Origin of the sequence: Niastella sp. OAS944 (assembly GCA_024809215.1) — a bacterium.
Taxonomy (GTDB): Bacteria; Bacteroidota; Bacteroidia; order Chitinophagales; family Chitinophagaceae; genus Niastella.
On sequence record JANUBW010000014.1, the window covers coordinates 36252 to 61904 of the forward strand.

Annotated in this window: 19 protein-coding genes; 10 read left to right on the forward strand and 9 right to left on the reverse strand. The window is 44.3% G+C overall.

What is annotated here, in order from left to right; all coding sequences use genetic code 11:
* Positions 1-32: 32 nt before the first annotated feature.
* The 5 genes from GGD38_RS35490 to GGD38_RS35510 all read left to right on the forward strand — a co-directional run bounded on the left by GGD38_RS35490 (position 33) and on the right by GGD38_RS35510 (position 3975).
* Positions 33-605, forward strand: coding sequence for a thymidine kinase (locus tag GGD38_RS35490; protein WP_375303574.1), 573 nt, complete (start codon positions 33-35; stop codon positions 603-605).
* Positions 606-658: 53 nt separating this feature from the next.
* Complete coding sequence (locus GGD38_RS35495) at positions 659-1309, forward strand: heme exporter protein CcmB (RefSeq protein WP_375303575.1); 651 nt, start codon at positions 659-661, stop codon at positions 1307-1309.
* 224 nt (positions 1310-1533) lie between these two features.
* Positions 1534-2220, forward strand: coding sequence for a cytochrome c biogenesis protein CcsA (gene ccsA / locus GGD38_RS35500; RefSeq protein WP_375303576.1), 687 nt, complete (start codon positions 1534-1536; stop codon positions 2218-2220).
* An 8-nt stretch (positions 2221-2228) separates the two neighbouring features.
* A complete protein-coding gene (locus GGD38_RS35505) occupies positions 2229-2447 on the forward strand; it encodes a CcmD family protein (RefSeq protein WP_375303577.1) in 219 nt (72 codons plus the stop codon).
* A 118-nt stretch (positions 2448-2565) separates the two neighbouring features.
* Positions 2566-3975 (forward strand): Glu/Leu/Phe/Val dehydrogenase, encoded by a 1410-nt coding sequence (locus GGD38_RS35510; protein WP_375303578.1) that lies wholly within the window; start codon positions 2566-2568, stop codon positions 3973-3975.
* A 78-nt stretch (positions 3976-4053) separates the two neighbouring features.
* On the opposite strand, the gene GGD38_RS35515 is transcribed toward GGD38_RS35510, so the two are convergent.
* On the reverse strand, positions 4054-6333 hold the full coding sequence (locus GGD38_RS35515) for a DUF2339 domain-containing protein (protein WP_375303579.1): 2280 nt from the start codon (positions 6331-6333) through the stop codon (positions 4054-4056).
* Between the two features lie 50 nt (positions 6334-6383).
* Complete coding sequence (locus GGD38_RS35520; RefSeq protein WP_375303580.1) at positions 6384-6824, reverse strand: type I restriction enzyme HsdR N-terminal domain-containing protein; 441 nt, start codon at positions 6822-6824, stop codon at positions 6384-6386.
* Positions 6825-6997: 173 nt separating this feature from the next.
* On the opposite strand from GGD38_RS35520, the gene GGD38_RS35525 reads away from it, so the two are divergent.
* Positions 6998-7768 (forward strand): AMP nucleosidase, encoded by a 771-nt coding sequence (locus tag GGD38_RS35525; RefSeq protein WP_375303581.1) that lies wholly within the window; start codon positions 6998-7000, stop codon positions 7766-7768.
* 20 nt (positions 7769-7788) lie between these two features.
* On the opposite strand, the gene GGD38_RS35530 is transcribed toward GGD38_RS35525, so the two are convergent.
* Positions 7789-9507, reverse strand: coding sequence for a M14 family metallopeptidase (locus GGD38_RS35530; RefSeq protein WP_375303582.1), 1719 nt, complete (start codon positions 9505-9507; stop codon positions 7789-7791).
* Positions 9508-9904: 397 nt separating this feature from the next.
* Positions 9905-10162, reverse strand: a complete 258-nt coding sequence (rpsT, locus tag GGD38_RS35535; RefSeq protein ID WP_375303583.1) for a 30S ribosomal protein S20 — start codon at positions 10160-10162, stop codon at positions 9905-9907.
* 317 nt (positions 10163-10479) lie between these two features.
* Between rpsT and GGD38_RS35540 the strand changes: the two genes are divergently transcribed.
* The gene (locus GGD38_RS35540) at positions 10480-13236 is read left to right on the forward strand and encodes a 2-oxoglutarate dehydrogenase E1 component (protein ID WP_375303584.1); all 2757 of its coding nucleotides are present in this window, start codon (positions 10480-10482) and stop codon (positions 13234-13236) included.
* Positions 13237-13293: 57 nt separating this feature from the next.
* Complete coding sequence (odhB, locus tag GGD38_RS35545; RefSeq protein WP_375303585.1) at positions 13294-14535, forward strand: 2-oxoglutarate dehydrogenase complex dihydrolipoyllysine-residue succinyltransferase; 1242 nt, start codon at positions 13294-13296, stop codon at positions 14533-14535.
* Between the two features lie 275 nt (positions 14536-14810).
* On the opposite strand, the gene GGD38_RS35550 is transcribed toward odhB, so the two are convergent.
* Entirely contained in the window at positions 14811-15437 is a 627-nt protein-coding gene (locus tag GGD38_RS35550) for a response regulator (RefSeq protein WP_375303586.1), read from the reverse strand.
* 51 nt (positions 15438-15488) lie between these two features.
* Positions 15489-18530: a two-component regulator propeller domain-containing protein gene (locus GGD38_RS35555; protein WP_375303587.1), complete on the reverse strand. Its 3042-nt coding sequence runs from the start codon at positions 18528-18530 to the stop codon at positions 15489-15491.
* A 193-nt stretch (positions 18531-18723) separates the two neighbouring features.
* Here GGD38_RS35555 and GGD38_RS35560 point away from each other — a divergent pair, with 193 nt between their 5' ends.
* Both GGD38_RS35560 and GGD38_RS35565 read left to right on the forward strand, forming a co-directional pair.
* Complete coding sequence (locus tag GGD38_RS35560; protein ID WP_375303588.1) at positions 18724-20133, forward strand: TlpA family protein disulfide reductase; 1410 nt, start codon at positions 18724-18726, stop codon at positions 20131-20133.
* Positions 20134-20253: 120 nt separating this feature from the next.
* Entirely contained in the window at positions 20254-21411 is a 1158-nt protein-coding gene (locus GGD38_RS35565) for an Fmu (Sun) domain-containing protein (RefSeq protein WP_375303589.1), read from the forward strand.
* 5 nt (positions 21412-21416) lie between these two features.
* On the opposite strand, the gene GGD38_RS35570 is transcribed toward GGD38_RS35565, so the two are convergent.
* From GGD38_RS35570 to mnmA, 3 genes are all read right to left on the reverse strand, one after another.
* The gene (locus GGD38_RS35570; RefSeq protein WP_375303590.1) at positions 21417-23372 is read right to left on the reverse strand and encodes a S8 family peptidase; all 1956 of its coding nucleotides are present in this window, start codon (positions 23370-23372) and stop codon (positions 21417-21419) included.
* Between the two features lie 13 nt (positions 23373-23385).
* Positions 23386-24162, reverse strand: coding sequence for a hypothetical protein (locus tag GGD38_RS35575; protein WP_375303591.1), 777 nt, complete (start codon positions 24160-24162; stop codon positions 23386-23388).
* 139 nt (positions 24163-24301) lie between these two features.
* Positions 24302-25396 carry a tRNA 2-thiouridine(34) synthase MnmA gene (gene mnmA / locus GGD38_RS35580; protein WP_375303592.1) on the reverse strand — a complete coding sequence of 365 codons (1095 nt, stop codon included), beginning with the start codon at positions 25394-25396 and terminating at the stop codon, positions 24302-24304.
* Positions 25397-25653 lie beyond the last annotated feature (257 nt).

Sequence of the window (25653 nt, forward strand, 5' to 3'; positions counted from 1 at the left end):
AGTTAACAATTATTGTACCTATTTCCGTTAACATGTTTATAGAACCTAATATATCGGGTGAGCGCCGGGGCAGTATTGAAGTAATTTGCGGGTCTATGTTTTCCGGAAAAACGGAAGAATTGATCCGGAGACTAAAACGGGCAAAGATCGCCAACCTGCGGGTAGAAATCTTTAAGCCAAAACTGGATGTGCGGTATGATGCTCAAAACATCGTATCACACGATACTAATGCCATTTTGAGTTCTCCTATAGATAACTCTCAAACTATTTTATTATTGCACGGCGATGCCGATGTGATAGGCATTGACGAAGCCCAGTTCTTCGATGATCAGTTGCCCGATGTTTGCGATCAACTGGCATTAAAGGGTATACGTGTAATAGTAGCCGGATTGGATATGGATTTTACCGGAAAACCTTTTGGACAAATTCCTTTTCTGCTGGCTAAAGCCGATTACATTACAAAGCTACACGCCATTTGCGTAAAATGCGGCAATATTGCCAATTATTCGTATCGCAAAAAGCAGAATAACAATGCACAATTCCTGCTTGGTGAAAAAGATCTGTACGAACCAAGATGCAGGAAGTGTTATTATGAGAAAGGTTAACAGGTTAACGAGTTAACAAGTTGACGAGTTAAATACAAAGAAGTGACTTTAATATGAACCACATACTGGCGCTGATAAAAAAAGACCTGTTGCTCGAGATCAGACAACAATACACCTTCTACGGAATTGTATTGTATGTAGCGTCTACCATATTCGTGTTATACTTAGCCATGGGCCAGCCAGAAGAAAAAGTATGGAATGGCCTGTTTTGGATGATCCAATTATTCATTTGTGTAAATGCAGTTGCCAAAAGTTTTCTACAGGAAAGCCAGGGCCGCATGTTATATTTCTATACAGTAGCCGGTGCACGAGATTTTATTCTTTCCAAATTACTTTTCAATGCCGGCTTAATGATCATCATGAGCATCGTTAGCCTGTTACTGTTTCAGTTACTATTGGGCAATCCATTGCATAACCCTGTTCGGTTCATTGGTTTTGTTTGCCTGGGTGGCTGTAGTTTAAGCCTGGTATTCAGCTTTCTGGCAGCCATTGCCGCCCGTGCCCGTCAGGGCGCCGCCCTAATGGCAATTTTAGGCTTTCCTTTAATTATCCCGCAGGTATTACTGCTGATGAAAATGTCGAACACCGCTTTTGCCGATGTAATTCAGGCTGGCCTGGTGCAAATTATTTTGTTACTGGTGGCGCTGGATGTATTGGTTATAGCATTGGCTGTCATACTTTTCCCTTTTCTGTGGAAGGATTGATCCGGTTACCGGGTTGCCAGTTACCAGGCCCCGGGAACAGGGAACCGGAAACCGGTAACAAATTGACACAGCAAGGAACAATTCATTCACATAACTTACCTGCAAACGACATTCTCCCTTTGTTATACTCTCTTTTCCCCTAATTTTGCCCCACCTATTTAGGATTATTGGGTCAAACGATCACTTTTGGGTACCAATAATCATTCAACAAACTACAGGACTCTATGCGCCAGTACTGGTGGAAAATACTAAGTATCGTATTACTGATATACACCTTCATTGCAGGATTTTTAGTTCCGCTTCCATACGAAACAGCTTATTTAAACAGCAACCTGTATGAAAGCATGCGCAATTTCTTCTTTCATGTGCCTATGTGGTTCGCTCAATTAGGGCTTATTACTATCTCCCTGGTTTATTCTATAATGTATTTACGCAAACCCAATCCCACTTACGACATTTACGCCACTGAGTTTGCCCGTACGGGAACTGTTTTCGGCGTACTGGGACTTATCACTGGTGCCATTTGGGCTAATTATACCTGGGGTGCAGCCTGGAGCAACGACCCCAAACAAATTGGAGCGGCCATAGCCCTTCTTATTTATGTAGCCTATTTTGTATTACGTAATTCAATGCCCGATCTTGACAAAAGAGCAAGGGTAGCCGGGGTTTATAACATATTCGCTTATTTTATTTACATACCCATGATCCTCATTTTACCCCGGTTAACTGAATCATTGCACCCCGGTGGTCAGGGTTCCGAAGGCAACCCGGGCATGGGCGGCAACAGCCTTGATGCAAAACTGAGACTTGTTTTCTGGCCCGCGGTATTGGGCTGGCTGCTGTTAGGTGCCTGGATCACCACCCTAAGACTACGTGTACGAATAATAGAAGAGAAAAAACATTCCGTATAATTTTTAGTATGAAGCAACTAATTGTAACCCTGATCGTTTTATTTGTCCAATTACTGGCAAAGGCCCAGGATTCTGCAAACCATGTAGCGCCAACACCTACCGGTTTAGCGGCAGGTAACAAGATATATGTTGTAATGGCGGTTGCCATAACCATACTGGTTGGTTTATTCCTGTATGTAATCCGGCTCGACAGAAAAATATCTATGATCGAGAAACAAAGCTCTTAACTATTTAACGATGCAAATGATTGGCAGCTGTGGGTGCAACATGAGCCCCGCTAACTGCTAACCATTTATTACTAGCTTGTCATATACTGCTCAAAACATAAACAAAAACAGCTTAGTCATGTCAGATTACAGTTTTTTTGGCGCGGTGGAGAAGAGTTTCGACAAAGCCGCCCAATTCACTACCTGGGATCCCGGTATCCTGGAACAGATCAAACAATGCAATGCCGTTTACCGCATGCATTTCCCCGTTAAGATCGGCGATAAGGTAGAAGTTATTAAAGCTTATCGCGTACAACACTCGCATCACAAATTGCCTTGTAAAGGCGGTATTCGTTTTGCCCTTTCGGTTAACCTCGATGAAGTAATGGCATTGGCCGCCCTTATGACCTACAAATGCGCTATCGTAAACGTTCCGTTTGCCGGCGCCAAAGGCGGTATCACCATTGACCCTAAAAAGTATACGCCCTACGAACTGGAAAAGATCACCAGGCGCTATACCTCAGAATTAATTAAAAAGAATTTTATTGGCCCCGGCATAGATGTACCTGCTCCTGATTATGGTACAGGCGAGCGCGAAATGGCCTGGATCGTTGATACCTATACCAGCATGCGCCCCGGCGAAATTGATGGACTGGGTTGCGTAACCGGAAAACCCGTTACACAAGGTGGTGTTCGCGGTCGTCGCGAAGCAACCGGCCTCGGCGTTTTCTTTGGCTTACGTGAAGTACTGTCAATGAAAGACGTAATGGATAAACTCGGTTTACCAGTTGGTGTAGAAGGCAAACGCGTAGTGGTTCAGGGATTGGGTAATGTGGGTTACCATACTGCCAAATTCTTTCAGGAACATGGCGCCAAGATCGTAGGCTTAAGTGAATACGAAGGCGCTATTTACAATATGGACGGATTGGATGTAGACAAAGTAGTTGAGCACCGGAAAACAAAAGGTTCACTTTTGAACTTCCCCGGCAGCACCAATTTTGCCAAGAACACCGATGCACTGGAAATGGAGTGCGATATCCTGATCCCTGCAGCATTGGAGAATGTGATCAACGGACAAAATGCACCAAATGTAAAAGCTAAGATCATTGGTGAAGCCGCCAACGGACCGCTTACACCTGAAGCCGACGAAAACTTTGCAAAAAGAGGTATTCTGGTTGTGCCTGATATGTATCTTAATGCCGGCGGTGTAACCGTATCGTACTTTGAATGGCTGAAGAACCTTAGCCATGTGCGTTATGGCCGCATGGAAAAACGCTTTACAGAAAACCTGAACACACATATACTGGGACAAATTGAAGACCTTACCGGTAAAAAGGTAGAGAGCAAGGAAAAAGAACTGATCCTTCACGGGCCTGAAGAAGTTGACCTGGTACGCAGTGGTTTGGAAGAAACTATGATCACCGCCACCCGCGAGATCATGGAAGTATGGAAGAAAAATCCACAGATCCCCGATATGCGTACAGCCGCTTACGTGGTAGCCATCAATAAGGTGGGCACCAGCTATGCTGAGCTGGGGATATTCCCATAGTAGTTCAAATAAAGCTTTTAAAATAGAAAATCCCATTCGTTGTAAAAGACGGATGGGATTTTGTTTTTAAATTATATTTTATTTGTCCCCCTCACCAAACAACACATCCTTATACTTATTGTACAGGAACGATACCACCAGCAACAGAACACCAAGCGAAATAAATGAAACCGTTTTGGTAATGGTGCCGGCGCCGGCCAAATCGTACAGAAAGAGCTTTATTAATGTTACCATAAACAAAGCAATACCTGCCAGGCGCAGGTGCTTTTGTTTTTTCCTTATACCCAGCACCACCAGCATCATAGCATACAACCCCCATAAAATACTCAACCCTAATTTATACTGATTATCTGAACCTCTTACTGTTGTCCAACACAGATATTCTGTACTTAAAAAAGCCAGCGTAACCGTGTGCACCATCAGCGGCCAACCCTTTTGCACCCATTCATCGGTTATAAATGCATGTATGGTTCGCCTGCCGGTGTATAATAAAATGGCTACTACGGCAATTATTACATACCTGATCGCAAACTCCAGCGCACCAAAATAAGCATCACCTTTGTTGAAATAGCTAATTGTTAAATCATTCAATATCTCCAATACCTGAAAAAGTAATACAACCATCATTAACACAATAGCGGTTGTTGAAAATGTTGCCAGTATCTTATTGCGAACCCATTGCAGGTTAACCCACATACAACCTGTTATAAACAACATTGAGTAAATCATTAGAACAACAAACCCAAAAGCGCCAACGCCGCTGTCGAGAAAGCTATACCCACTGATGGCTGGGTGTATTGATTTATTTACCTGCAGAAAACAGCCGTTTATTTCAACCTGAAAAACAAAGTAAAGGGTAAACAGAAATATACCCGGGAGGATGTAATTATAAAATAGCAGGTAAGAACTTATGGCACTCAGTGCCGATTGATACTTTTTACTTCGGTTGTAATAGATGATGGCCGCTTGTGCTGCGGCTACCAATATTCCGGTAGCAAACACGATATTGATAAAAGGATGCACTGCACCCGCATCGGGGTAAGTGAATTGATCAGCATGATTGAACCAATCCTGCACCAGGCTTATAAAACTCAGGATCGATAAACCAGCACCCAGTTTCTCATAAGCAGAAGCCTGCTTTGTACGGCCTATCCAAAATACCAGTACTGCTTCGGCGGTCCATAACAGCGTAACCCAGTTGCCATCCAGCTGCACCGGCACCGCTATTGTACAAAATACGATCACCAGGCCAAGTAACAGAAAGTACAACGATCTGTCGGCCAGCTTCAACCTCCTTATAGCCTGGCTCACACCTAAATGAATGATGGCATTAATGATCGTAAACAAGCCGGCATAGTTGGTGGCCGTTTCATAACCAACCAATTTATACCCAACCAAATAAAAGATAAATGCATTACCTAAAAGTACAATTACGTCGTCGATGCCGTATTGTTCTTTCTTAATGATCTTATAAGCCAGAAAGGTTGTATAAAAAACAAGGAAGTAAATACATAAATAAGTCCAGGCTATAAATTGGTGCGAACTGTATCGAAAACTGAAAAAGAACCAGGTGATATAAATGATCCAGGTAAGCGCAAAGGATGAATAGAACAGCGATTTCCAGTGTTTGCGTAACGATACAATCAGTATACCGGTATTGATCACAGCTATATAACCAAAGAACACGGCATAGCGGCCTGAGTTGTCGCTTAGTAAAAATGGAATGGCATAGGCGCCTATCAATGCCAGGTGGGCGATAATAACCCGGTCGTATAACAAGGCCGCATATACAGTACCGGCGGTAAACGCCATCATCATGGCAAAAGCCACCTCTAAGGGCAGCATATCATAAAAACCGAAAGCTATGTAGGTAATGAAATATAATACAGCCAGTCCGCCCCCCATTAGCACACTGCTATAAGCCTCGTATTTCTTCTTTAGCCAAATGGCAACCCCAATTAATGCGGTACCACAAACGTATCCGTTAATAACCCGTACCAGCGGACTTACTAATTCATGATCGATGGCGTATTTGGCGCCAATAAATATACCTACAATGGTAACCAGTATACCTACTTTACTGGCAACATTCTTTCCAATAAATTCTTCGAAGGAAGAGGATGTGCGGGGCGGTAATGGAGGTGCTGCCAATTTTGGTGGCACGGGTGATGGAATCACTTCCATTGCCCTTTCTACCGGTTGCGGCGTAACAGTAGTGGTGATGCTTACCTGTTGTTTCAGGATGTCGAGCTCATTGATCAACTGCACCAACTGGTTGCTGATGGTTGTTTGTTGCTGCGCCAGTTGTTGTATTCGCCGGGTTAATTCTTCGATCTTCTCATGGATAGCTTTATCCATAAACAGGTTGTTGGTTAAGCTAAAAAAAGCATTAAATCGTTAACAACAACTTAAATTCCAAATTCCGGCAATACCTCAAGCAGTTGCAGCTGGTTATTTTTTCTAATATAAGCAAAACAGGAAGAACCGTTGGTGATCACCAGGTAGGGCACGGGAACGGCTATGTTATACCGTAGCACCTGTTGTAACACAGCATCATTTAATGCTATTTCCATTCCCTTGCATTCAACCATTAGCCAGGGCTGATGTTGTTTATCATATACCAGTATATCGAACCGTTTTCTTAACTCCCCCAGCCTGATCTCCCTTTCAACGGCGGTAAGAGAAGCGGGATACTTCATTACCTGTAATAAATATTGCAGAAAATTCTGCCGTACCCATTCTTCGGAGGTAAGCCTTAACCACTGGCGACGATGCTCATCAAAAATAAACTCTTTCCCTTCTTCCTCTTTCATGCGAAACGGGAAGCGGGGATATTCGATCCTGATCATAATGTCAAAACTACTATCCGTAACTAAAAAACAACCCGGTTTGCTTAAAATAAACGAAATTTATTGACTATCTTAAATCATCGCAACTGACCGGCCAGGTATTATAACCAGTTTACCCTCACGGCAACTCCCCCAACCGGGATAACGATTGATCCAATTAAACAGAATAGAAGATGAAAACAAAAGAAGAAATAGTCAAAAACTGGCTACCCCGCTACACAGGCGAAACCCTGGAAAATTTCGGTGAATACATCCTCCTCACCAACTTCAGCGGTTACGTGAAAATGTTTGCCGAATGGAACAATGTTCCCATTATCGGCATCGACCGGCCCATGCAATGCGCCACTGCAGAAAACATTACCATTATTAATTTTGGTATGGGCAGCCCTACTGCGGCTACCGTTATGGACCTTTTAACGGCTATTGAGCCAAAAGCCACCTTGTTCCTGGGCAAATGCGGTGGTTTGAAAAAGCGCAACAATATCGGCGACCTTATTTTACCCATTGCAGCTATTCGCGGTGAAGGTACTTCCAATGACTACTTTCCACCCGAAGTGCCCGCCCTGCCGGCATTCGCCCTACAAAAAGCTGTTTCTACCACCATTCGCGACTATGGAGTCGATTACTGGACCGGCACCGTGTATTCAACCAACCGCCGGGTTTGGGAACATGATGAACATTTCAAAGAATATCTGCAAAAGATCCGCGCCATGGCCATAGACATGGAAACAGCCACCATTTTTTCGGTAGGTTTTTATAATAAGATCCCTACCGGCGCCCTGTTGCTGGTTAGCGACTCGCCCATGATCCCTGAAGGAGTAAAAACCGAAGAAAGCGACAAAAAAGTGACTGCCAATTTTGTTGAACGCCATGTTCGCATTGGAATAGATTCGCTGAAACAGCTCATCAACGATGGGTTAACAGTAAGGCATTTGAAGTTTTAATAACCTCAAATGCCCCTCTCCTACCTAACAACTCTATACACCGGATAACGTAAATACTCCGGTTCAAAATAAGGCGAGTTTTTATAAACAAAATCCAGTTGGGCCGAAGCACTTTTGGCAAAGGCCGTATCGCTTGCTTTACGAGCGTTCAACTGTTGCCTAACATCAGGATGTTCATTAAGGTATTGTGCTGCCAGGTCTTCAAACGCATAGGCACTATACCCTTCTTTTCTGCCCAAAATACCATCGAAATAATTCCAGGCGAAATAGGAGTCATCGCCCTGCGGTTCCAACACCTCAACCAAAAACCGGTTGGCCGGTTGATTAAGCGGAATATAATAATCGCCTTTTCTGAAATGTATTACCTGTTTTCGGCTACTCACCGTTACATCGGTATTTACATGATGCATCTCAAACTGACGCGCCATGGTCTTATAATCATCGATGCGGTAAATCTCCACCTCAATACTGGTATCCTTTGCCAGTGACTGCATATTCACTTTATTGAGCTTTAGCAAGTCGATCACCTTGTACCAACCCTGTGGAATGATATACCCTACCGGTTTATTAATAGCAAGGCGGGGGGCATAATAATTAAAATACCTGATCTGTTTTTCATACGGTTTACTACGGTCATAATACAACCGTGGCAGCCCCGATACCTCGCTTGGTTTATGCCCCGCTTCATAACCTTTGAACAGAACCTGGTCAACCTGGGTGGTATCGAGCTTCCAGCTAACCGCAAAGCTGGGTTGTTGTTGTACACTTTGTTTGGTTTGCTCGCGCAACTGGTGAATAACGGCGCTGTTCTTAGTGGCAAAAGCAATCATCGATTCCATAAAAGCCTGGGTGGCTGCCACCCGTTGGGCATAAGGTTTCAACATATGGGTTTCGGGCACAAAGGCAAAGCTGTGCCACAAGGTGGCATAACCGCTGCTGTACCGCGGGCCGTCGAAATAAGCCGTCATACCAGCTTCGGGGGTATTACCGGCAAAATCAACATAGGGCACCAGGTCGTACCCTTTTTCTTTCATCAATTTATATAAAGCCGGTTCAAACTCAGTATGCAGGTAATTACCCATTACCCCACCCAGTTTGCTGTATTGGGTGGTAAGCAGGGTCATTACATGTTGGTAATCGGCCCCATTGCTCACATGATTATCTATAAATATATCAGGATCGCACTGGTGAAAGATGGCGGCAAAGGAGCGGGCCTCTCTGGAATCGCATTTTATAAAATCGCGGTTAAGGTCGAGGTTCTGGGAATTGCCGCGGGAACCAAATTCAGCCGGCCCGTTCTGATCGGCCCGGTACCAGGGACTGCGGCTCAAACATCCGCCAATATTATATACCGGAATAATGGCCAGTATCACATTATCGGGCAGCTTTGTTTTGCGGGTGGCAATATCGCGCACCAGTAACATGCTGGCGTCGATACCATCGGGTTCGCCGGGATGTATACCATTATTAATAAGTATGATGCGTTTGTTTTTCCGGCGCAGGCTGGCCATATCGAAATCGCCGTCGTTTGATACTACTACCAGGTGCAGGGGAAAGCCGGCATCGGACGGCCCCATGGTTTGCATTTTTATGGTGGCGAACCGGGCGTCCATCATTTTCCACCAGGTAATAATTTCCTGGTAGGTGGGCGTTTCCTTACCCTGGGTTTGTTCAAATTTGGTTGAAATACTTTGGCTGAAGAGGGAAAGAGGGAATAAAACCAGAAGCAATATTCTCATAATGTGACTGTTGGAACTTAAATATACGGAGAAGTTACCGGGTATCAGGTACCGGGTGCCAGGAAAAGGCAGGTATAACTACTGAAGGAACTGTTGCAGGTTTCAAGTTACAGGTTGCATGGCTTTTTTCCGGTATTCGCGATAAAAGGGTTTCAGGTCTCGTGTTCAGGATTGCAAGATGGAGAAATTACATTTATATTCCCTGGCAACCGGCAACCGGTGACAAGGTAATAGCGAGTCCGGAATACCTGCAACATGCAACCTGTAACAGTCGTATAATATCAACTAAGCATGTCTTTACCGGAATGCCTCCTTCAAAAGGAGACCTTACTTCAAATAAAAAAACCTCCCGCGCAAACGGGAGGAAAAAAACAAAAAAAATAATAATATTATACGCTTATTTCGCTAAGGCATTAACCTTCTTAGCCAGCTTACTTTTGAGGTTAGCCGCCTTATTTCTGTGGATAATACCTCTTTTAGCTAATTTGTCGATCATAGAAGCTACTTCAGGAAACTCTTTCGTAGCTTCAGCGCCAGTCTTAATAGCTTTCAGATCACGAATAGCATTACGGGTAGTTTTACCATAATACTTATTTCTTTCACGTCTTTTAGCGGCTTGACGCACGTCTTTTTTGGTAGCTTTATGATTTGCCATTTCTTTACGAAAATTTAAAGGACCCGAATAATTTTCGGGGATGCAAAGGTAGGGATTTGCACCATAAAATGAAAAATAAAACCAGAAAAAAATTCCTCCGGCTCATCAAGGTATGAAAAACAATTCATTAACACTTCTTTTTTCCACCAATTTACCATAGAATGCCCGCCCATTGCAGGTTTTAGCCGGCTCTTTTCACAAATGAGGTCAAAAAACACAAATTCAGATAATTTGAGTTCTATTCCTACCGTTTTTGACCGATATTTGTACCCCGATTTTAAATAACTCAATACACTTTAAGTTTCAATTGCATCCTCATGAAGGATTTTTCGTATATCACCAATTCCCACCCGGCCTTTATTGAAAACCTGTATCAGGATTTCTTACAAGACCCGAACAGCGTTGATCCCGACCTTAAAAAATTTTTTGAAGGATTTGACTTTGCCGTGGGACAAGGCAAAAATGGGACAAACGGAACCGCAGTAGCTACCGAAACAACCGGCGCCTCCGCCGATAGTATCGACTGGAAAAAAGAAGTAGGCGCCTACCGCCTTATTCTGGGCTACCGCAATAAGGGCCATTTGATCGCGAAAACAAACCCCATCCGCCAGCGTAAAGACCGTGGTGCCAACCTGGACCTGGGCTTTTATGGTTTTACTGAGGCTGACCTCGACAAAACCGTTCATGCCGGCAATATGATTGGGCTGGGTACCACTACCCTGCGCAAGATCCTTGAGCACCTGCAAAAAACTTATGCATCGCATGTAGGTATCGAGTTCAAGTACATCAGCGATCAAAAGAAGGTTGACTGGCTTACCAACGAAATGGAGCGCAACTTCACCAAATCGCTGGCCATCAACAAGAAAAAACGCATTCTGGAAAAACTTAACCAGGGTGTTATCTTCGAAAAATTCCTCCACACCAAATATATTGGTCAAAAACGTTTCTCGCTTGAAGGTGGCGAAACCACTATAGCCGCTCTTGACGAGATCATTACCACCGCCGCCAATAACGACGTGCAGGAAGTAGTGATCGGTATGGCTCACCGCGGCCGCCTGAACGTATTGGCCAACATCATGGGCAAAACCTATGAGCAGATCTTCACTGAGTTTGAAGGAACCGCAACACCCGACCAAACCATGGGTAGCGGCGACGTTAAATACCACAAAGGCTATGGCAGTGAAGTGCAAACAGCCGATGGAAAGACCATTCACCTGAAACTGTTGCCCAACCCTTCGCACCTCGAAGCGGTTGACCCGGTTGTGGTTGGTTTTGCCCGCGCTAAAGCCGATGTACTGTACAATAGCGATTTCGACAAAATATTACCCATCCTCATCCATGGCGACGCTTCAGTAGCAGGCCAGGGTGTGGTATACGAAGTACTGCAAATGAGCGACCTCGACGGTTACTATACCGGCGGTACCATTCACTTCGTGATCAACAACCAAATTGGATTCACTACCGATTTTGAAGACGCCCGCAGCTCTGACTACTGTACTTCACTCGCAGCTATGATACAGGCGCCTGTACTGCACGTAAATGGCGACGATGCCGAAGCAGTAGTTAAATGTGTTGAAATAGCTACCCGCTACCGTCAGGAGTTCAACTCAGATGTGTTCATTGACATGGTTTGTTACCGTAAACACGGTCACAATGAAGGCGATGATCCAAAATTCACCCAGCCTCACCTGTATGCACTGATCGAAAAACACGCCAACCCGCGTGAAGTGTATACCAACTACCTGTTGGAGCATGGTGAATCTGACGCCAAAGACCTGGCAAAAGAAATGGAGAAGAAATTCTGGGGCGACCTTCAGGAACGCCTCGATGAAATAAAGCAGAAACCACTGCCTTACCATTATCAACAGCCGGAAATTGCGTGGAAGAACCTGCGTCAGTCTACCGACGAAGACTTCGACAAATCACCTGTTACCGCTGTAAGCGAAGGCGATTTCAAAAAGGTGTTCGACGCCCTGATGAAATGGCCTGCCGACTTCAAGCCATTGAAAAAGGTAGAAAAGATCATCAACGATAAAGTAAAATTATATAAGGACGAGAATAAGATCGACTGGGCAACCGGAGAACTGCTGGCCTACGGCAGCCTGTTGCTTGAAGGAAAAGATGTACGCATGAGCGGACAGGACGTTCGCCGTGGTACCTTCTCGCACCGCCATGCTGTTTTACGCGATGAGAACAACGACAAAGCATACAGCAGGTTAAGCGCCATCCCCGACGCAAAAGGTTTGTTCAGAATATACAATTCACTGTTAAGTGAATATGGTGTACTGGGCTTTGAATATGGTTATGCAATGGCCAACCCCGACGCCCTGGTATTATGGGAGGCCCAGTTTGGCGACTTCTGTAACGGAGCCCAAACCATGATAGACCAGTTCATTTCGGCCGGCGAACAAAAATGGCAACGCATGAACGGCGTAACCATGTTGTTACCGCACGGTTATGAAGGACAAGGTCCTGAGCATAGCAGCGCCCGTATGGAACGCTTCTTACAAATGTGCGCCGAAAACAATATGGTGATCACCAACATCACTACGGCCGCCAACTTCTTCCACGCACTGCGCCGTCAGCTGGCATGGCCTTTCCGCAAGCCGCTGATCAACTTTGCACCAAAAGCCAACCTGCGCCACATTGGAACTTATTCACCGGCACAGGAATTCATTAACGGCGGCTTTAAGGAAGTGATCGATGATACGTATGCAGATGATGCAAGCCGCGTAAGAAAAGTTTTATTCTGTAGCGGTAAAGTATACTTCGACCTCGCAGAACGCCAGCAAAAAGAGAACAAGAAAGATACCGCCATTGTAAGGCTTGAACAGTTATATCCTTTACCTGTTAAACAACTGGAAGCTTTGTATGCCAAATACAATAAAGCAACCTGGTTCTGGGTACAGGAAGAGCCGCTGAACATGGGTGCCGCTTCTTTCTTACAAATGAACCTGAAGAGCATTAACTATGGTGTTATCAGCCGCCAGCCAAGCGCTGCTACCGCCACCGGTTATGCTAAAGTACATACACAGGAACAAGCTGAGATCATCGATACTGCCTTTTCAATATAAGGCCAACAAACTAACGACGACTGCCAGACTTAACACGTTAAACAAGAAACGTTTTTTATGATAGATATAAAAGTTCCAACAGTTGGAGAATCCATTAGCGAGGTTACTTTATTAAAATGGGTAAAGAACAGCGGAGATTATGTGGAACGTGATGAAGTGATAGCTGAGCTGGAAAGCGAAAAAGCCACTTTTGAAGTAAATGCCGAACAGGCAGGCGTGCTGAAACAATCGGCCCAGGAGGGTGACACCCTTAAGATCGGCGATATTCTGGCATCTATTGATGAAACAGCCGCCAAACCAGAAAAAGCAGCAGGCTCCAACGGAACGCCGGCGAAAGAAGAGAAAGCGGAACCTAAAAAAGAAACAGCCGCTGCTCAAACATCGCAAGCTCCGGTAACAGCAGTATCGAACGATATTAAAGCTACACCGGTTGCAGCAGCGATCATTGCCGACAAAAAAGTAGACCCCAAATCGGTTACCCCCAGCGGTGTTAACAGCAAGATCGTGAAAAGCGATGTGCTGGCAGCATTATCGAACCCTGGCAAAGTAACTGGCGGCAAACCACTGTTCAGCCGTGAGGAAAGAAGAGAGAAAATGAGCCAGCTGCGCAAAACCATCAGCCGCCGCCTGGTAGAAGCTAAGAATACCACTGCCATGCTCACTACCTTTAACGAGGTTGATATGAGCCGCATCATGGACATTCGCAAACTGCATAAAGACAAGTTCAAAGAAAGCCATGGTGTAAACCTCGGTTTCATGAGCTTTTTTGCAAAAGCCTGTGCCATTGCTTTACAGGAATGGCCGGCAGTAAACGCCTACATCGATGGCGACCAACTGGTTTATCATGACTATGCCGATATTTCTGTTGCCGTTTCTACACCACGTGGTTTAACCGTACCGGTGATTCGCAACGTAGAAAGCCTGAGCATGGCCGATATTGAAAAAAAAGTGATTGAGCTGGCTGGCAAAGCAAGAGACAACAAATTATCAATGGATGAGCTCACCGGCGGAACCTTTACCATTACCAATGGTGGTGTGTTTGGTTCATTGATGAGCACACCTATCATCAACCTGCCACAAAGCGCCATCCTGGGCATGCACAAAATTCAGGAGCGCCCCATGGCTATCAACGGACAGGTAGTTATTAAACCCATGATGTACCTGGCTTTAAGCTACGACCACCGCATTATCGACGGTCGCGAGTCTGTAAGCTTCCTGGTAAGGGTGAAAGACCTGCTTGAAAATCCTGAATTGTTACTGTTCGGAAAAGATCCGGTGAAAGCGTTGTTGGAATTGTAATAATGAAACTGTAGTTATATAAGAAGCCTTCGTGAATAACGGAGGCTTTTTCTTTTCGTAAAACGGCAGACGTGAAACGTGAAATTGGCTCGCGATAGTTCAGTATAATATGTAATCTGATGCCACCTGAAATTACTACTGAATGCCCATTTAGAGTATCTACAATTAATTATGAGGCCGAATGTTAGGCTTTCACGTTTGCCGTTTCACGTTTTACGCCGATTGCCATTCTGTATTCATCATCACATTATCACATTAGCAAATTATCACATTAACTAAACTATCCGCTCACTCAGCGCCTTGGCAATAGCTTCCTTGCCACAATTCACATGCAGTTTTTGATATATATTCTTCAGGTGTGAACGTACAGTATCGAATGCGAGGTTCATTTCAGCTGCAATGATCTTGATGCTATAGCCCTTTATAAGCCATTGCAACACTTCTATTTCGCGGGGAGATAAATTATACTTATTAGATGTTTCTTTTACCTGGAACGTATTTAACACCTTGCGGGCAATTACCGGGCTCATGGGCGCCCCACCCTCCAGCACCTCCTGTATAGCATCGAACAATTTTGCCGGCGGTGTTTTCTTCAACAGGTACCCATTGGCGCCGGCGCATAAACATTCAAATAATTTTTCATCATCTTCAAATACGGTGTACATGATCACCGAGGTTTGCGGGCGCGCCTCCTTTATCCATCGCACCCCTTTTATGCCATTATCACCAGGCATATCAATATCCATCAGCACCACATCGGGTGTATACACCCTGGCAATATTGGCCGCATCGGAACACTGGTTGTAATCGCCCACCACATCGTACCCGTTCATTTTGAGCAGATAGGCCAGCGACTCACGCAAACGGTCGTTATCTTCAAATAAAACGATCTTAGGTGCCATATACAAATGTACTTAGGTTGTATGATTAAATTATATAGCTCATTTGGGGTATCAAGACAGTGGGAAATTGACCTTAGTCACCGTTCCCTGCCCCTGCACCGAATCAACAACGATCTTCCCGTTCCATTTTTCAATGCGGTTATGAATATTCTTGATGCCATTACGATGCGTTGATGTAGTGGTATCGAATCCCTTTCCATCGTCGCGAATGATCATATGTAAATGCCCTTTTTCGATCCACACCTTTATTTCAACATGTTTTGCATGCGCATGTTTGTAAATATTATTAATGGTTTCTTTAAAGATCAAAAAACAATCGCGCCGCTGTTCCATATTGAGCTTATACTTCTCAAACTGCTCATCCAACTGCAGCGTATAGGTAATATTTGCCGCATCAAATACTTCAGCAGCATACCGGCGCATGCGCGCTACAGTTTGCTCCAGGGTGTCGTTCTTGGTATTGATGCTCCATACAATATCATCCAACGCCTGGCTCGAATTATGGACTTCCTCTGCAATGCGATCGAGAAAAGTCCCGGCTTCTTCCTTCTGCAGGTTCTTTTTACTTAATTCAGAAAGGATACTGATGTTGGTAAGGGTGGTACCAATATCGTCGTGCAAATCGGTAGCAATACGGTTGCGCACCTTTTGCAAATGCAATAACTCGTTTATACGGTAGCGGTAAATAGCATACAACACCCCAACCAACACCAGTATGCACAATGCAATGAACCAGGCCGTTCGCCAGTAAGGCGGATCTATGATGATGACAAGTTCGGTAACCGCACTATTATCTGGCAAATGCAGGGCAGCTTTTACTTTAAACACATAACGGCCCGGCGGCAGGTTGGTATAAGCTACGTAGTTTCTATTTCCAGCATCTATCCACCTGGTATCATACCCCGAAAGTTTGTAATAATAATTGAACCGCCGGGGCGATACAAAATCAAGTGCCGAAAAATTAAAAGAAACTGAGTTTTGCCTGTACGGCAAATGCAATATCTTTTTATAAGCCATACCTGTATCACTATCCAGCGGCTGATTATTCACCATGGCCTGGGTTATTACCACATGGGCCGGTCGGTTGGCCAGCGCTACCTGTTTAGGATGAAAGATCGTAAGCCCGTTGATGCCACCAAACAACAATGTACCATCGGCGGACCTATGATAAGCACCGGTATTGAACTCATTACTTTGTAAACCATCTTCAACCAAAAAGACCGTGAAGTTAGAACGGTTTATCGTCTTTAGATCAACAGGCGGATCAAAACGGCAAATACCTTTATTTGTACTCAACCATAAATGATCTTCTTCACCGGGCAAAATACCATACACCGTGTTATTGGGCAACCCCTGCAAATCATTTATGGCATTCGTTTCACCAGTGTTCACATTGTACGCTACCATTCCCCGCCCCAGCGTACCTATCCACAATAAAGGATAACGAAACCACACGCATTTGAAAATAGTTTCAAGGGCAATCAAACTATCAACGGTTGCATTCGGCTGCACAAACAAATTACCTGTGCGGGTATTCAGGAACTGAATGCCCCTTTTTTCGTACCCAATACAAAGCGTTGAATCGTTGACCTGCGAAAGCGAGCGTACATTATTCTCAAGCGTACGATTATCACCTTCATCATTGGTATTATAATTCTTTACCAGTCCTTTTTGTTTATCAATCAAACACAAACCACTGCTACGGGTACCAGCCCATACCTGGTTGTTTTGCGCCGGCAACATACACCAAATGGTGTGATCAGGAATATGGTGGGCATTGGCTCCATCGGGATAAAAGCGCGTCTTTACCTTTTTTGAAACTGCATCAACCACAAGCAAACCATTGCCCTGGGTACCAACCCAAATATCGTCCTGCGCATCGGTGTACAACGATACTACCCGGTCATAGTTACCCGCAGCTTTGGGCGCCGGTGGATAATGATAGGTGTTAAATGTATTGCTTCGCCTGTTGGCAAAAGTGAGCCCCATGCTGCTGGTGCCTATCCAAACACCACCCTGCCGGTCGGTGGTAATGGCCCTTACCTGTTCTATAGAAACTTTATCGGGCACATTGTTACTTGTAAACAGGGCGAAATTATTCAGGCGTTTATCGTAATGACTTACCCCACCGCCATCAGTGCCTATCCAAATGCCACCCTGTTTGTCTTCCTTTATTGATAACACATCGTTATAACTGATGGCAAATGGATCTTCCTTATTATTCACATAATGATTGACGGTGGCTTTGGCATCATCGATCACATACAAACCATTGCCGTAAGTGCCCACCCAAATTCGACCGGCCCCATCGGCTTTTACGGTTTCAATTACCAGGTTGGCAGGCAAACTGTTTTGGCCACCATAACCAGTGAAAGCAACAAACTGTGTGTCTCTTTTTACATACAACCCATTTCCATAAGTACCCATCCACATCTTATGATCATTGCCCTCATCAATTGCGCTACACGAAGCACCAAAATTTATGGTTTCTGAAGTTTCGAAATACGGCAGCTGCTTTCTGTAAATAACAACATACTTACGATCGGATAAGATCCAGAACTTTTGCCGGCTGTCTTTGAAAATGCAATGAACAGGGCCTGTTTCGTAATGTTTTATCAGTTTATTAGCTGTAAGATCAAATAAATAAAGACCGTTTCTTTCTGTACCTACCCAAAGCATATTCGAAGGATCGTGGTACAAACAACTAACCGGTGGTAACACCATTGTATCTATTATACGAACAGATGTAAACGTATCGGTATACAGGTTAAGCTTCTGCAACCGCCCGCCACTGGTTATGAGCCATAGGGAATTATTCAGTCCGTTCACGATCTTTCCCAACCGGCTGCCGGTTGTGGTGGTAATATCGTCGAAGTTCTTTTTGAAGATCACCAGTTCGCGCCCATCGTAGCGGTTAAGGCCGTCCTGTGTTGCCAGCCATAAAAAACCGGCCTCATCGGTGGCTATATCTACTACACTGCTTTGCGAAAGGCCTTCATTGATACTTAGGTTGCGGAAGGAAAATGGCACAGACTGGCCCTGTGCAATCGAATGCGTTAAAAGCACATATGATATCAGTAACCATTTGCGCATGCCGAAAAAAGCGGTGTTAAGCTATTAAGTTATTATTTTTTTGGGAAATGGAACTAAAGCCGGTCTTTAACACTTACAATAAGCTTTTTTACTTTAAATGTTATAAAAACACATATTTCCTGGGGGAATATGTAAAAAATTTCCGTTATTTATCCGAAATGCACAATCGCATTCCCCTAAATTGATTGAAAATATGCGTACCCAATGCCTTCTGCTCCTTGCCGGCATGCAGCTATTATTGCTTTCCGGAATAGCCCAAACAAATACAGTTATAAAAGGAACAGTACTTCACCCCGTAAATGATTTCATCATCGTTTCAGTAGATGGTTTGCTCCAAAACAACACAGATTCAGTGCTTGTGAGCGATCAGGGCTTCTTCAAACAGGAGATTACCATAGGAACAGGCAACTACGTAACAATTACATTTGCAAGCCAGGAATTGCGTTTTCCTGCGGCCCCCGGCGATACCATAGAGCTTACGCTCGACGAATCGCTTTTGACGTACAACCTCACATCGAACAATGCGCAACGAAAAAGAGAAATAACAGCGGTGATAGACAATTCGGCCCTGTTCGAAGGGCGGCTCGAGGAAATTAATGCTGCCGCCGAAAAAGGTTCAGACAGTTTACTGAATGTAATTTACAATCAGCAGTTAAAAGACTTTCTGCATCGAATTCAACAGCCCTCGCCGTATATTAAAGAAACAATACAGGAAATATACTACAGGCATCTTACGTATTGGCTTGGTTATAACCCGGTGTGCGCACTAAAACCCAATGAAAAAATAATTGGTAAAGAACTCTATACCAAATTCGCGTCCCTTATTCCTTCAGAACAGGAATATCTTACCCTCAACGAACCGTTGTTTTATGCATCGAACCACTACCGCACATTTCTGCTGAATTTTAAGAATAAAGAGCCGCGCTTTACAAAAAATATAAAATCAGACAGTACCCGCCCGGTTAATCATCAGGCACGTTACCAAACGATCATTGGCGAAGTTCAAATTCCACAGATCAGGGACTGGCTGATCATGAACTACATTAAGGATATTTACCGCGAAGGGGCCTTTGATGATGCACTCCGGTTATCTGACGAATACAAACCGCTTTGCCGTGATGCCGCCATTAAGGAAAAGATAAAAAGAATGGACCTGTCATTCGCCAAACTAAAGAACGGCAACCAGGCTCCTGATTTTACCCTGGAAGATATGAGCGGCAACAAAATTTCCCTTTCCGACTTTAAAGGCAAATGGGTTTATCTCGACTTTTGGGCAGTAACCAGCGGCGCCTGTATTATTGATTTTATGAAGTATAGTGCAGCCATCAACGAAAAGTATAAAGACAAAAACATCGTTTTCCTGAACATCTGTTTTGAAGAAGATGCCAATAAATGGCGAAAAAAGGTGGACGAGCTACAGATCGGCGGTGTTAATGTAATAGCAAAGGGATGGACCAACCTTCCCATCTGCAAAGACTATCAGGCAGATGAATTGCCCCGCACATTTTTGATAGACAAAGCAGGGAACATAAATAATAATCAACTCCCGCCCGCGGCCATAGCCGAGTATGATGCGGCCGTAATAAACGAATGGCTACAATAAATACGATTTGGGTCCCGATACTACCGGGGCCCTTTTTATTAAGATCGAGGATCATTCTCATATCAGCTATTTGCATGTCAGCACATCAGCACATTAGCACATTGTGTTATCTTGCACCCTATGAAGTATTACTCCCATTTAAACACCGCAGTACAGCTATTGCAACAATACAACGGAAGCCAGCCGTTTGGGAGTTTTATTAAACAGTACTTCAGCCAGCATAAAAAATATGGCTCAAAAGACCGGAAAAACATTTCGCATTTATGTTATGCTTTTTTCAGGCTGGGCAAAGCATTACCGCAATTAGGGAAAGAAGAACGGATACTGACCGGGCTGTTCCTTTGCAGTTATGAACCCAATGAATTGCTGCAAAATTTAAGACCTGAGTGGAACAACAATACCAGGCTTGCATTTAATGAAAAAGTACAACTGTTAGGTATTGACCAATCCATTCACGATGTATTCCCCTGGAAAGAAGAATTAAGCAGTGAAATAGACTACACCTCTTTTTGTTCATCCTTTCTCACCCAACCCGATCTTTTTCTGCGTATGCGACCAGGTAAAGCATCAACGGTAAAAGAAAAACTGCAACGCGCTGGTATCACATTTCAGGAGTTAGGCAATTCCTGTTTAGCCCTGCCCAATGCTTCGAAAATAGATGCGGTGATTGAGATCGATAAAGAAGCGGTGATACAGGACCATAGCTCGCAACGAATTGGGGAGTTAATGGAGGGTATTATTGTAAGGTCTCCTAAAATCTGGGATGCATGTGCAGCCAGCGGTGGCAAATCAATTCTGGCATTCGATACGTTCAAACACATCGATCTTACGGTCTCCGATATAAGGCAATCTATACTCTTCAATTTAGAGAAACGGTTCGCTACTGCGGGTATCAAAAACTATCATGCATTTGTAGGTGATCTTTCAACTTCTACATTCAACATTCGAAATTCAGCATTCGATATTATAATAACCGATGTTCCATGTAGCGGTTCCGGCACCTGGAGCCGTACACCTGAGCAGTTGTATTATTTCGAACCACAACAAATAAGCAAATACAGCGCCCTGCAAAAAAATATCGTCAGCAATGCCATTCCCTACCTTAAACCAGGTGGCTTTTTACTGTATTGTACCTGTTCGGTATTTAAAAAAGAAAATGAAGAAGTGGTAGATTTTATTCAGCAACAGCATTCGCTGCAATTAAAACAATCAACATTATTTACGGGGTATACTATGAAGGCCGATACCTTGTTTGGCGCAGTATTTCAAAAACAATAAGGCCGCTACTTCTTAAGCACTTTACGTTTGTACACATGTTTACTATTGTCGTATACAGTAACATCGTATATACCGGGACGCCAGCTGCCGGTAAACACAGGCATTCTGTAAAACCCGGCGGGCTTGTTGGTTTTCATTGCATACATAACCTTGCCCATCATATCGGTTATTTGAATACCCATGTTCGAAATAGCTTCGGGCACGTTTACTACCACATTTAACTCCTGATCGAAGGGGCTGGGCAATGCCAGTAAAGTATTATCGGGAAAACAAACTGAATTGAGCGTTTGCTGCAGACTGGCAATTTCAAAAGTGGTATCGGCCGAGCGCATGTTCTGCACAATACGGTATTGAATAGCGTTGTTGGCCGCCGCTTTAATTGTATCATTGAATACATAGCTGTTTGCCTTAAACGAAACCGAAGAAGAAGCTATGTCGCCAATAGTTATATAATTGGTTTCGCCCGGCATTCGCTTTTGTATTGAATATACGGTACTGGTATCGTCCTTGCTCTTCCAGTTTATGGTAACAATGCAATTGTTGAACGAACTGCTTGCGGTGGCATTTTGTTTTGTAAGCTGTACCACTGCCTTTTTAAAGTCAGGAATACCATAACCAAACCTAAAGTCGGGGTTTGCAGTTCTATCGGCGCTTTGCTGAATAACATCCATAACCTGCATGTTCGTAAGCTCGGGGTATACCTGCCACAAACAGGCAACCAGGCCTGCTATGTTAGGGCACGAAAACGATGTACCACTGCCTGTTGTTGGGTTTCCGGTTGAAGTGGCAACAAAGGCATTGGCCCCAAGTGATACTACATTGGGTTTTAACAAGCCGGCGCCATTGGGTCCCCAGCTGCTGGTGTTGGCAATATTCCTGTCTTTATCAACAGACCCAATAGTGAACACGCTATCGGCATCAGCCGGAACGGAGATGTATTTTGCTTCCCCTGAATTGGCCCCGCTATTACCCGCAGCTACCATTACAAGAATGCCTTTTTTGGCGGCCAGGTTAGCTGCAATGGTTATCATAGCGGTTTTACCATTGCGTTGAGCGTAGGAGTAATTAAACATGGAATTATCAAAATCGGCATATCCCAGTGAAGTAGAGATCATATCAACCCCAACGCTATCGGCAAACTCTGCGGCCACGGCCCAGTGTTGCTCTTCAATGGGGTATTCGGTGGCTGCATCTTCCGTTCTCAATAAATAGTAGCTGGCATGTGGGGCAGAACCAATGAGAACACCCGGCCGGTTTGATGCCAGCAGCGAAAAAACACTGGCCCCATGCGCATGATCGTCATTAACGTTATTATTGTTGCTTATATAGTCCCAGGTGCCCAAAACCCTGCCCTGCAAACGCACACTATCAAAAACCGGGTTGGTAAGGTAATTTGCAAAACCGGCGTCGAGTACAGCAATGGTCATACCCTGGCCAGAAAATCCGAGCCTGTGTAAAAAATCGCCATTGTGAATATGTATCTGGGTAAATGATTGTCCGTAATCAAAGGCCGTAGTCCCGCTGGTTTGTTTTACCGAAACGGGTAACTGGTTGTTTTCATCGGCCATTTCAGTGGTAAGCGTATTGCGGCCAACGCGGGGCGCAATGACATTTGTTTTCTTTACAAATGGCAAAGCATTTATAGTGGTCAACGCATTAGGGTCGGTTGTTTTTATACAAACCTGGTTCAACCATTTGGAAGTATTGATAACAGTAACGTTGGCTATATTTCGAATACTTTCAACGTAAGCGGGGTTCACCGGCAGGTCGGTAGAATCAATGGTTAATTTCTGATTGGTCCTTCGGGTTAATGCCTTTGCCGACAAATAGGCCGACGGGTTCGAGAGCGTATAAGGCGTTCCTTTTTTATCGGTGAATTGAACAATGTAACGACTGAACTGCGCTTGTATCAATCCGGTAGAGACAATCAACAACAGTGTCAGCGTAGTTATTCTTTTCATGAAAAAGAGTTGGCTAGTTATGATCAATAATAGTCAGTTTCAAGCCATATCCGTGCGTATATGCCGATTGGGAAGTGGTGGCCGGCTGGTATTCCCAGATCTCAACTTCCTTATACACCAGGCCTACTCCTTTTGCATATTTTTCCATCCAATAAGATTTTGAAGCGGGTACTCTTGGATCGTTGCTGGTTGTATTGGCCGAATCGGCAATCTGTAAAACAGAGATGGTATTATCGTACGTTATGTTGTTAAATGTGAGTGAAGCGCCTACATTCTCGTAAGTATAGTCCCACTTCTGAATATCCTCATCGTTACTGAATTCAAACAGGTCCTGGTAAGGATTGTTGGGCAAATAACCATTTCCGCGCCAGCTGGCGCCATCCTTTATAGGCGTGGTAAGTTTTATATAACGAAAGTTATTTTCATTTAACTCCATGCTATTGCTGGTAGGCGTTATGGAGTAGGTCATCAATGGGCTCCAGTCGCCGTCATTGGTGCTGTTAAAATCGCGCAGGTAACGTATTATGCGCCAGCCCGCACGTCCCATATTGTCGGTGGTTGGTCCCTCAACTACATCTTTTGCCTGGTATGATACAATGGTATCTTTTTGACCGAATGCAGTAAATCTAAGTGAGTCGAGCCGGTAGCGTATGTATTTACCTGTTTCCAATTGCAGGTAATCTTCGATTTTATCAGAGGTAAATCCACTATCTTTTTTACCGCAACTGGTTATTTGAAAACCAACAAACAGTAAACCAACGGTAATTACGGAGATAAAAAATTTCTTCATACAACAATTTGAAAAACAGCTACTTTGTTACAGGACAACCCAGGGGGCGTTTTTGTTGCTTTTATAAAAAACCTCCCGGTTGAGCCGGGAGGTTGGTAACGTTGATTAATAAGTATTTATTGCCTGAAAATCAGGCTATTTATCCGCGTTGGATCACGCCGCCGCCAATTACATCGTCCCCTTCATAGAACACCGCGCTTTGACCCGGCGCTATGCCTTTGGCGTAATGTGAGAACTTCACCTCAACCCCATTTGGATGGTTGTACAGGCTGGCCAATGCACCTTTGTCTTTATAACGGATCTTTGTAATGGCTTCGGTACCATCGGTAATGCCGTCATATTTGATCCAGTTTATCTTGCTTACCACCATTTCCTGGCGGTTCAGATCATCTTCTTCACCCAGCATAACCGTATTGGTCTCTGGAATGATATTGGTAACATAAACAGGTTTACCAAACGTGATATCCAGGCCTTTACGTTGCCCAATGGTATAAAATGGGTAGCCTTTATGTTTGCCTAACACTTTACCCGTTTTATCTACAAAGAAGCCGCCGGTCACTTTTTCTTCCAGCCCTTCTACCCTTCTTTTTAAAAATCCGCGGTAATCGTTATCGGGCACAAAACAGATCTCATAGCTTTCGCTCTTTTTTGCCAGCTCGGGGTAACCATAATCGAGCGCCATTTGGCGAATGGCTGTTTTATGATAGGTACCTAAAGGTAACAGGGTGCGACTAAGCAGATCCTGCTGCAGGCCCCACAACACATAGCTCTGGTCCTTGGTTTCGTCAACTCCCTTGCTTAGGTAAAAGCGGCCGTTTTCGTGCTGATGCCGGTTGGCATAATGGCCGGTAGCAATAAAATCGCAACCCAGCGCATCGGCCCGTTTCAGCAGCGCCCGCCATTTGATATGTGTATTACACATAACGCAGGGATTGGGCGTACGCCCGGCCAGGTATTCCTCAACAAAGTTTTCGATAACAAAATCGCCAAATTCATCGCGGATATCAAGAATATAATGCGGGAACCCGTGCTGCACGGCAGCCATGCGGGCATCGTTGAAAGAATCGATATTACAACAGCCGGTCTCTTTTTTGCTGCCGCCACTGGCTGCATAGTCCCATGTTTTCATGGTAATACCCACCACTTCATATCCGTGATCGTTGAGCATCAGGGCCGTAACGGTACTATCGATACCGCCGCTCATTGCCACTAAAACTTTTCCATTCCGGCTCATAACCTTTTAAAATAAGAGTGCAAATATACAATTAATGCTTCAAAGGGGAATTTGTGCCTTCAGCAGATAGCACTCGCATATAAAACGTTGCTATTCAACCAAAAGGAAGCTGCTTCTTCGAATCGTAAAACGTGAAACGTGAAACGTGAAATAGCTCGCTAAAAATCGAGCCTGATAACTGATCGTTTCCCCCTGCATTCCTGGCAGACTTAACAACACAAATGCCTTAAAATTGTTTGCCGCCCGAAAATTAAGGC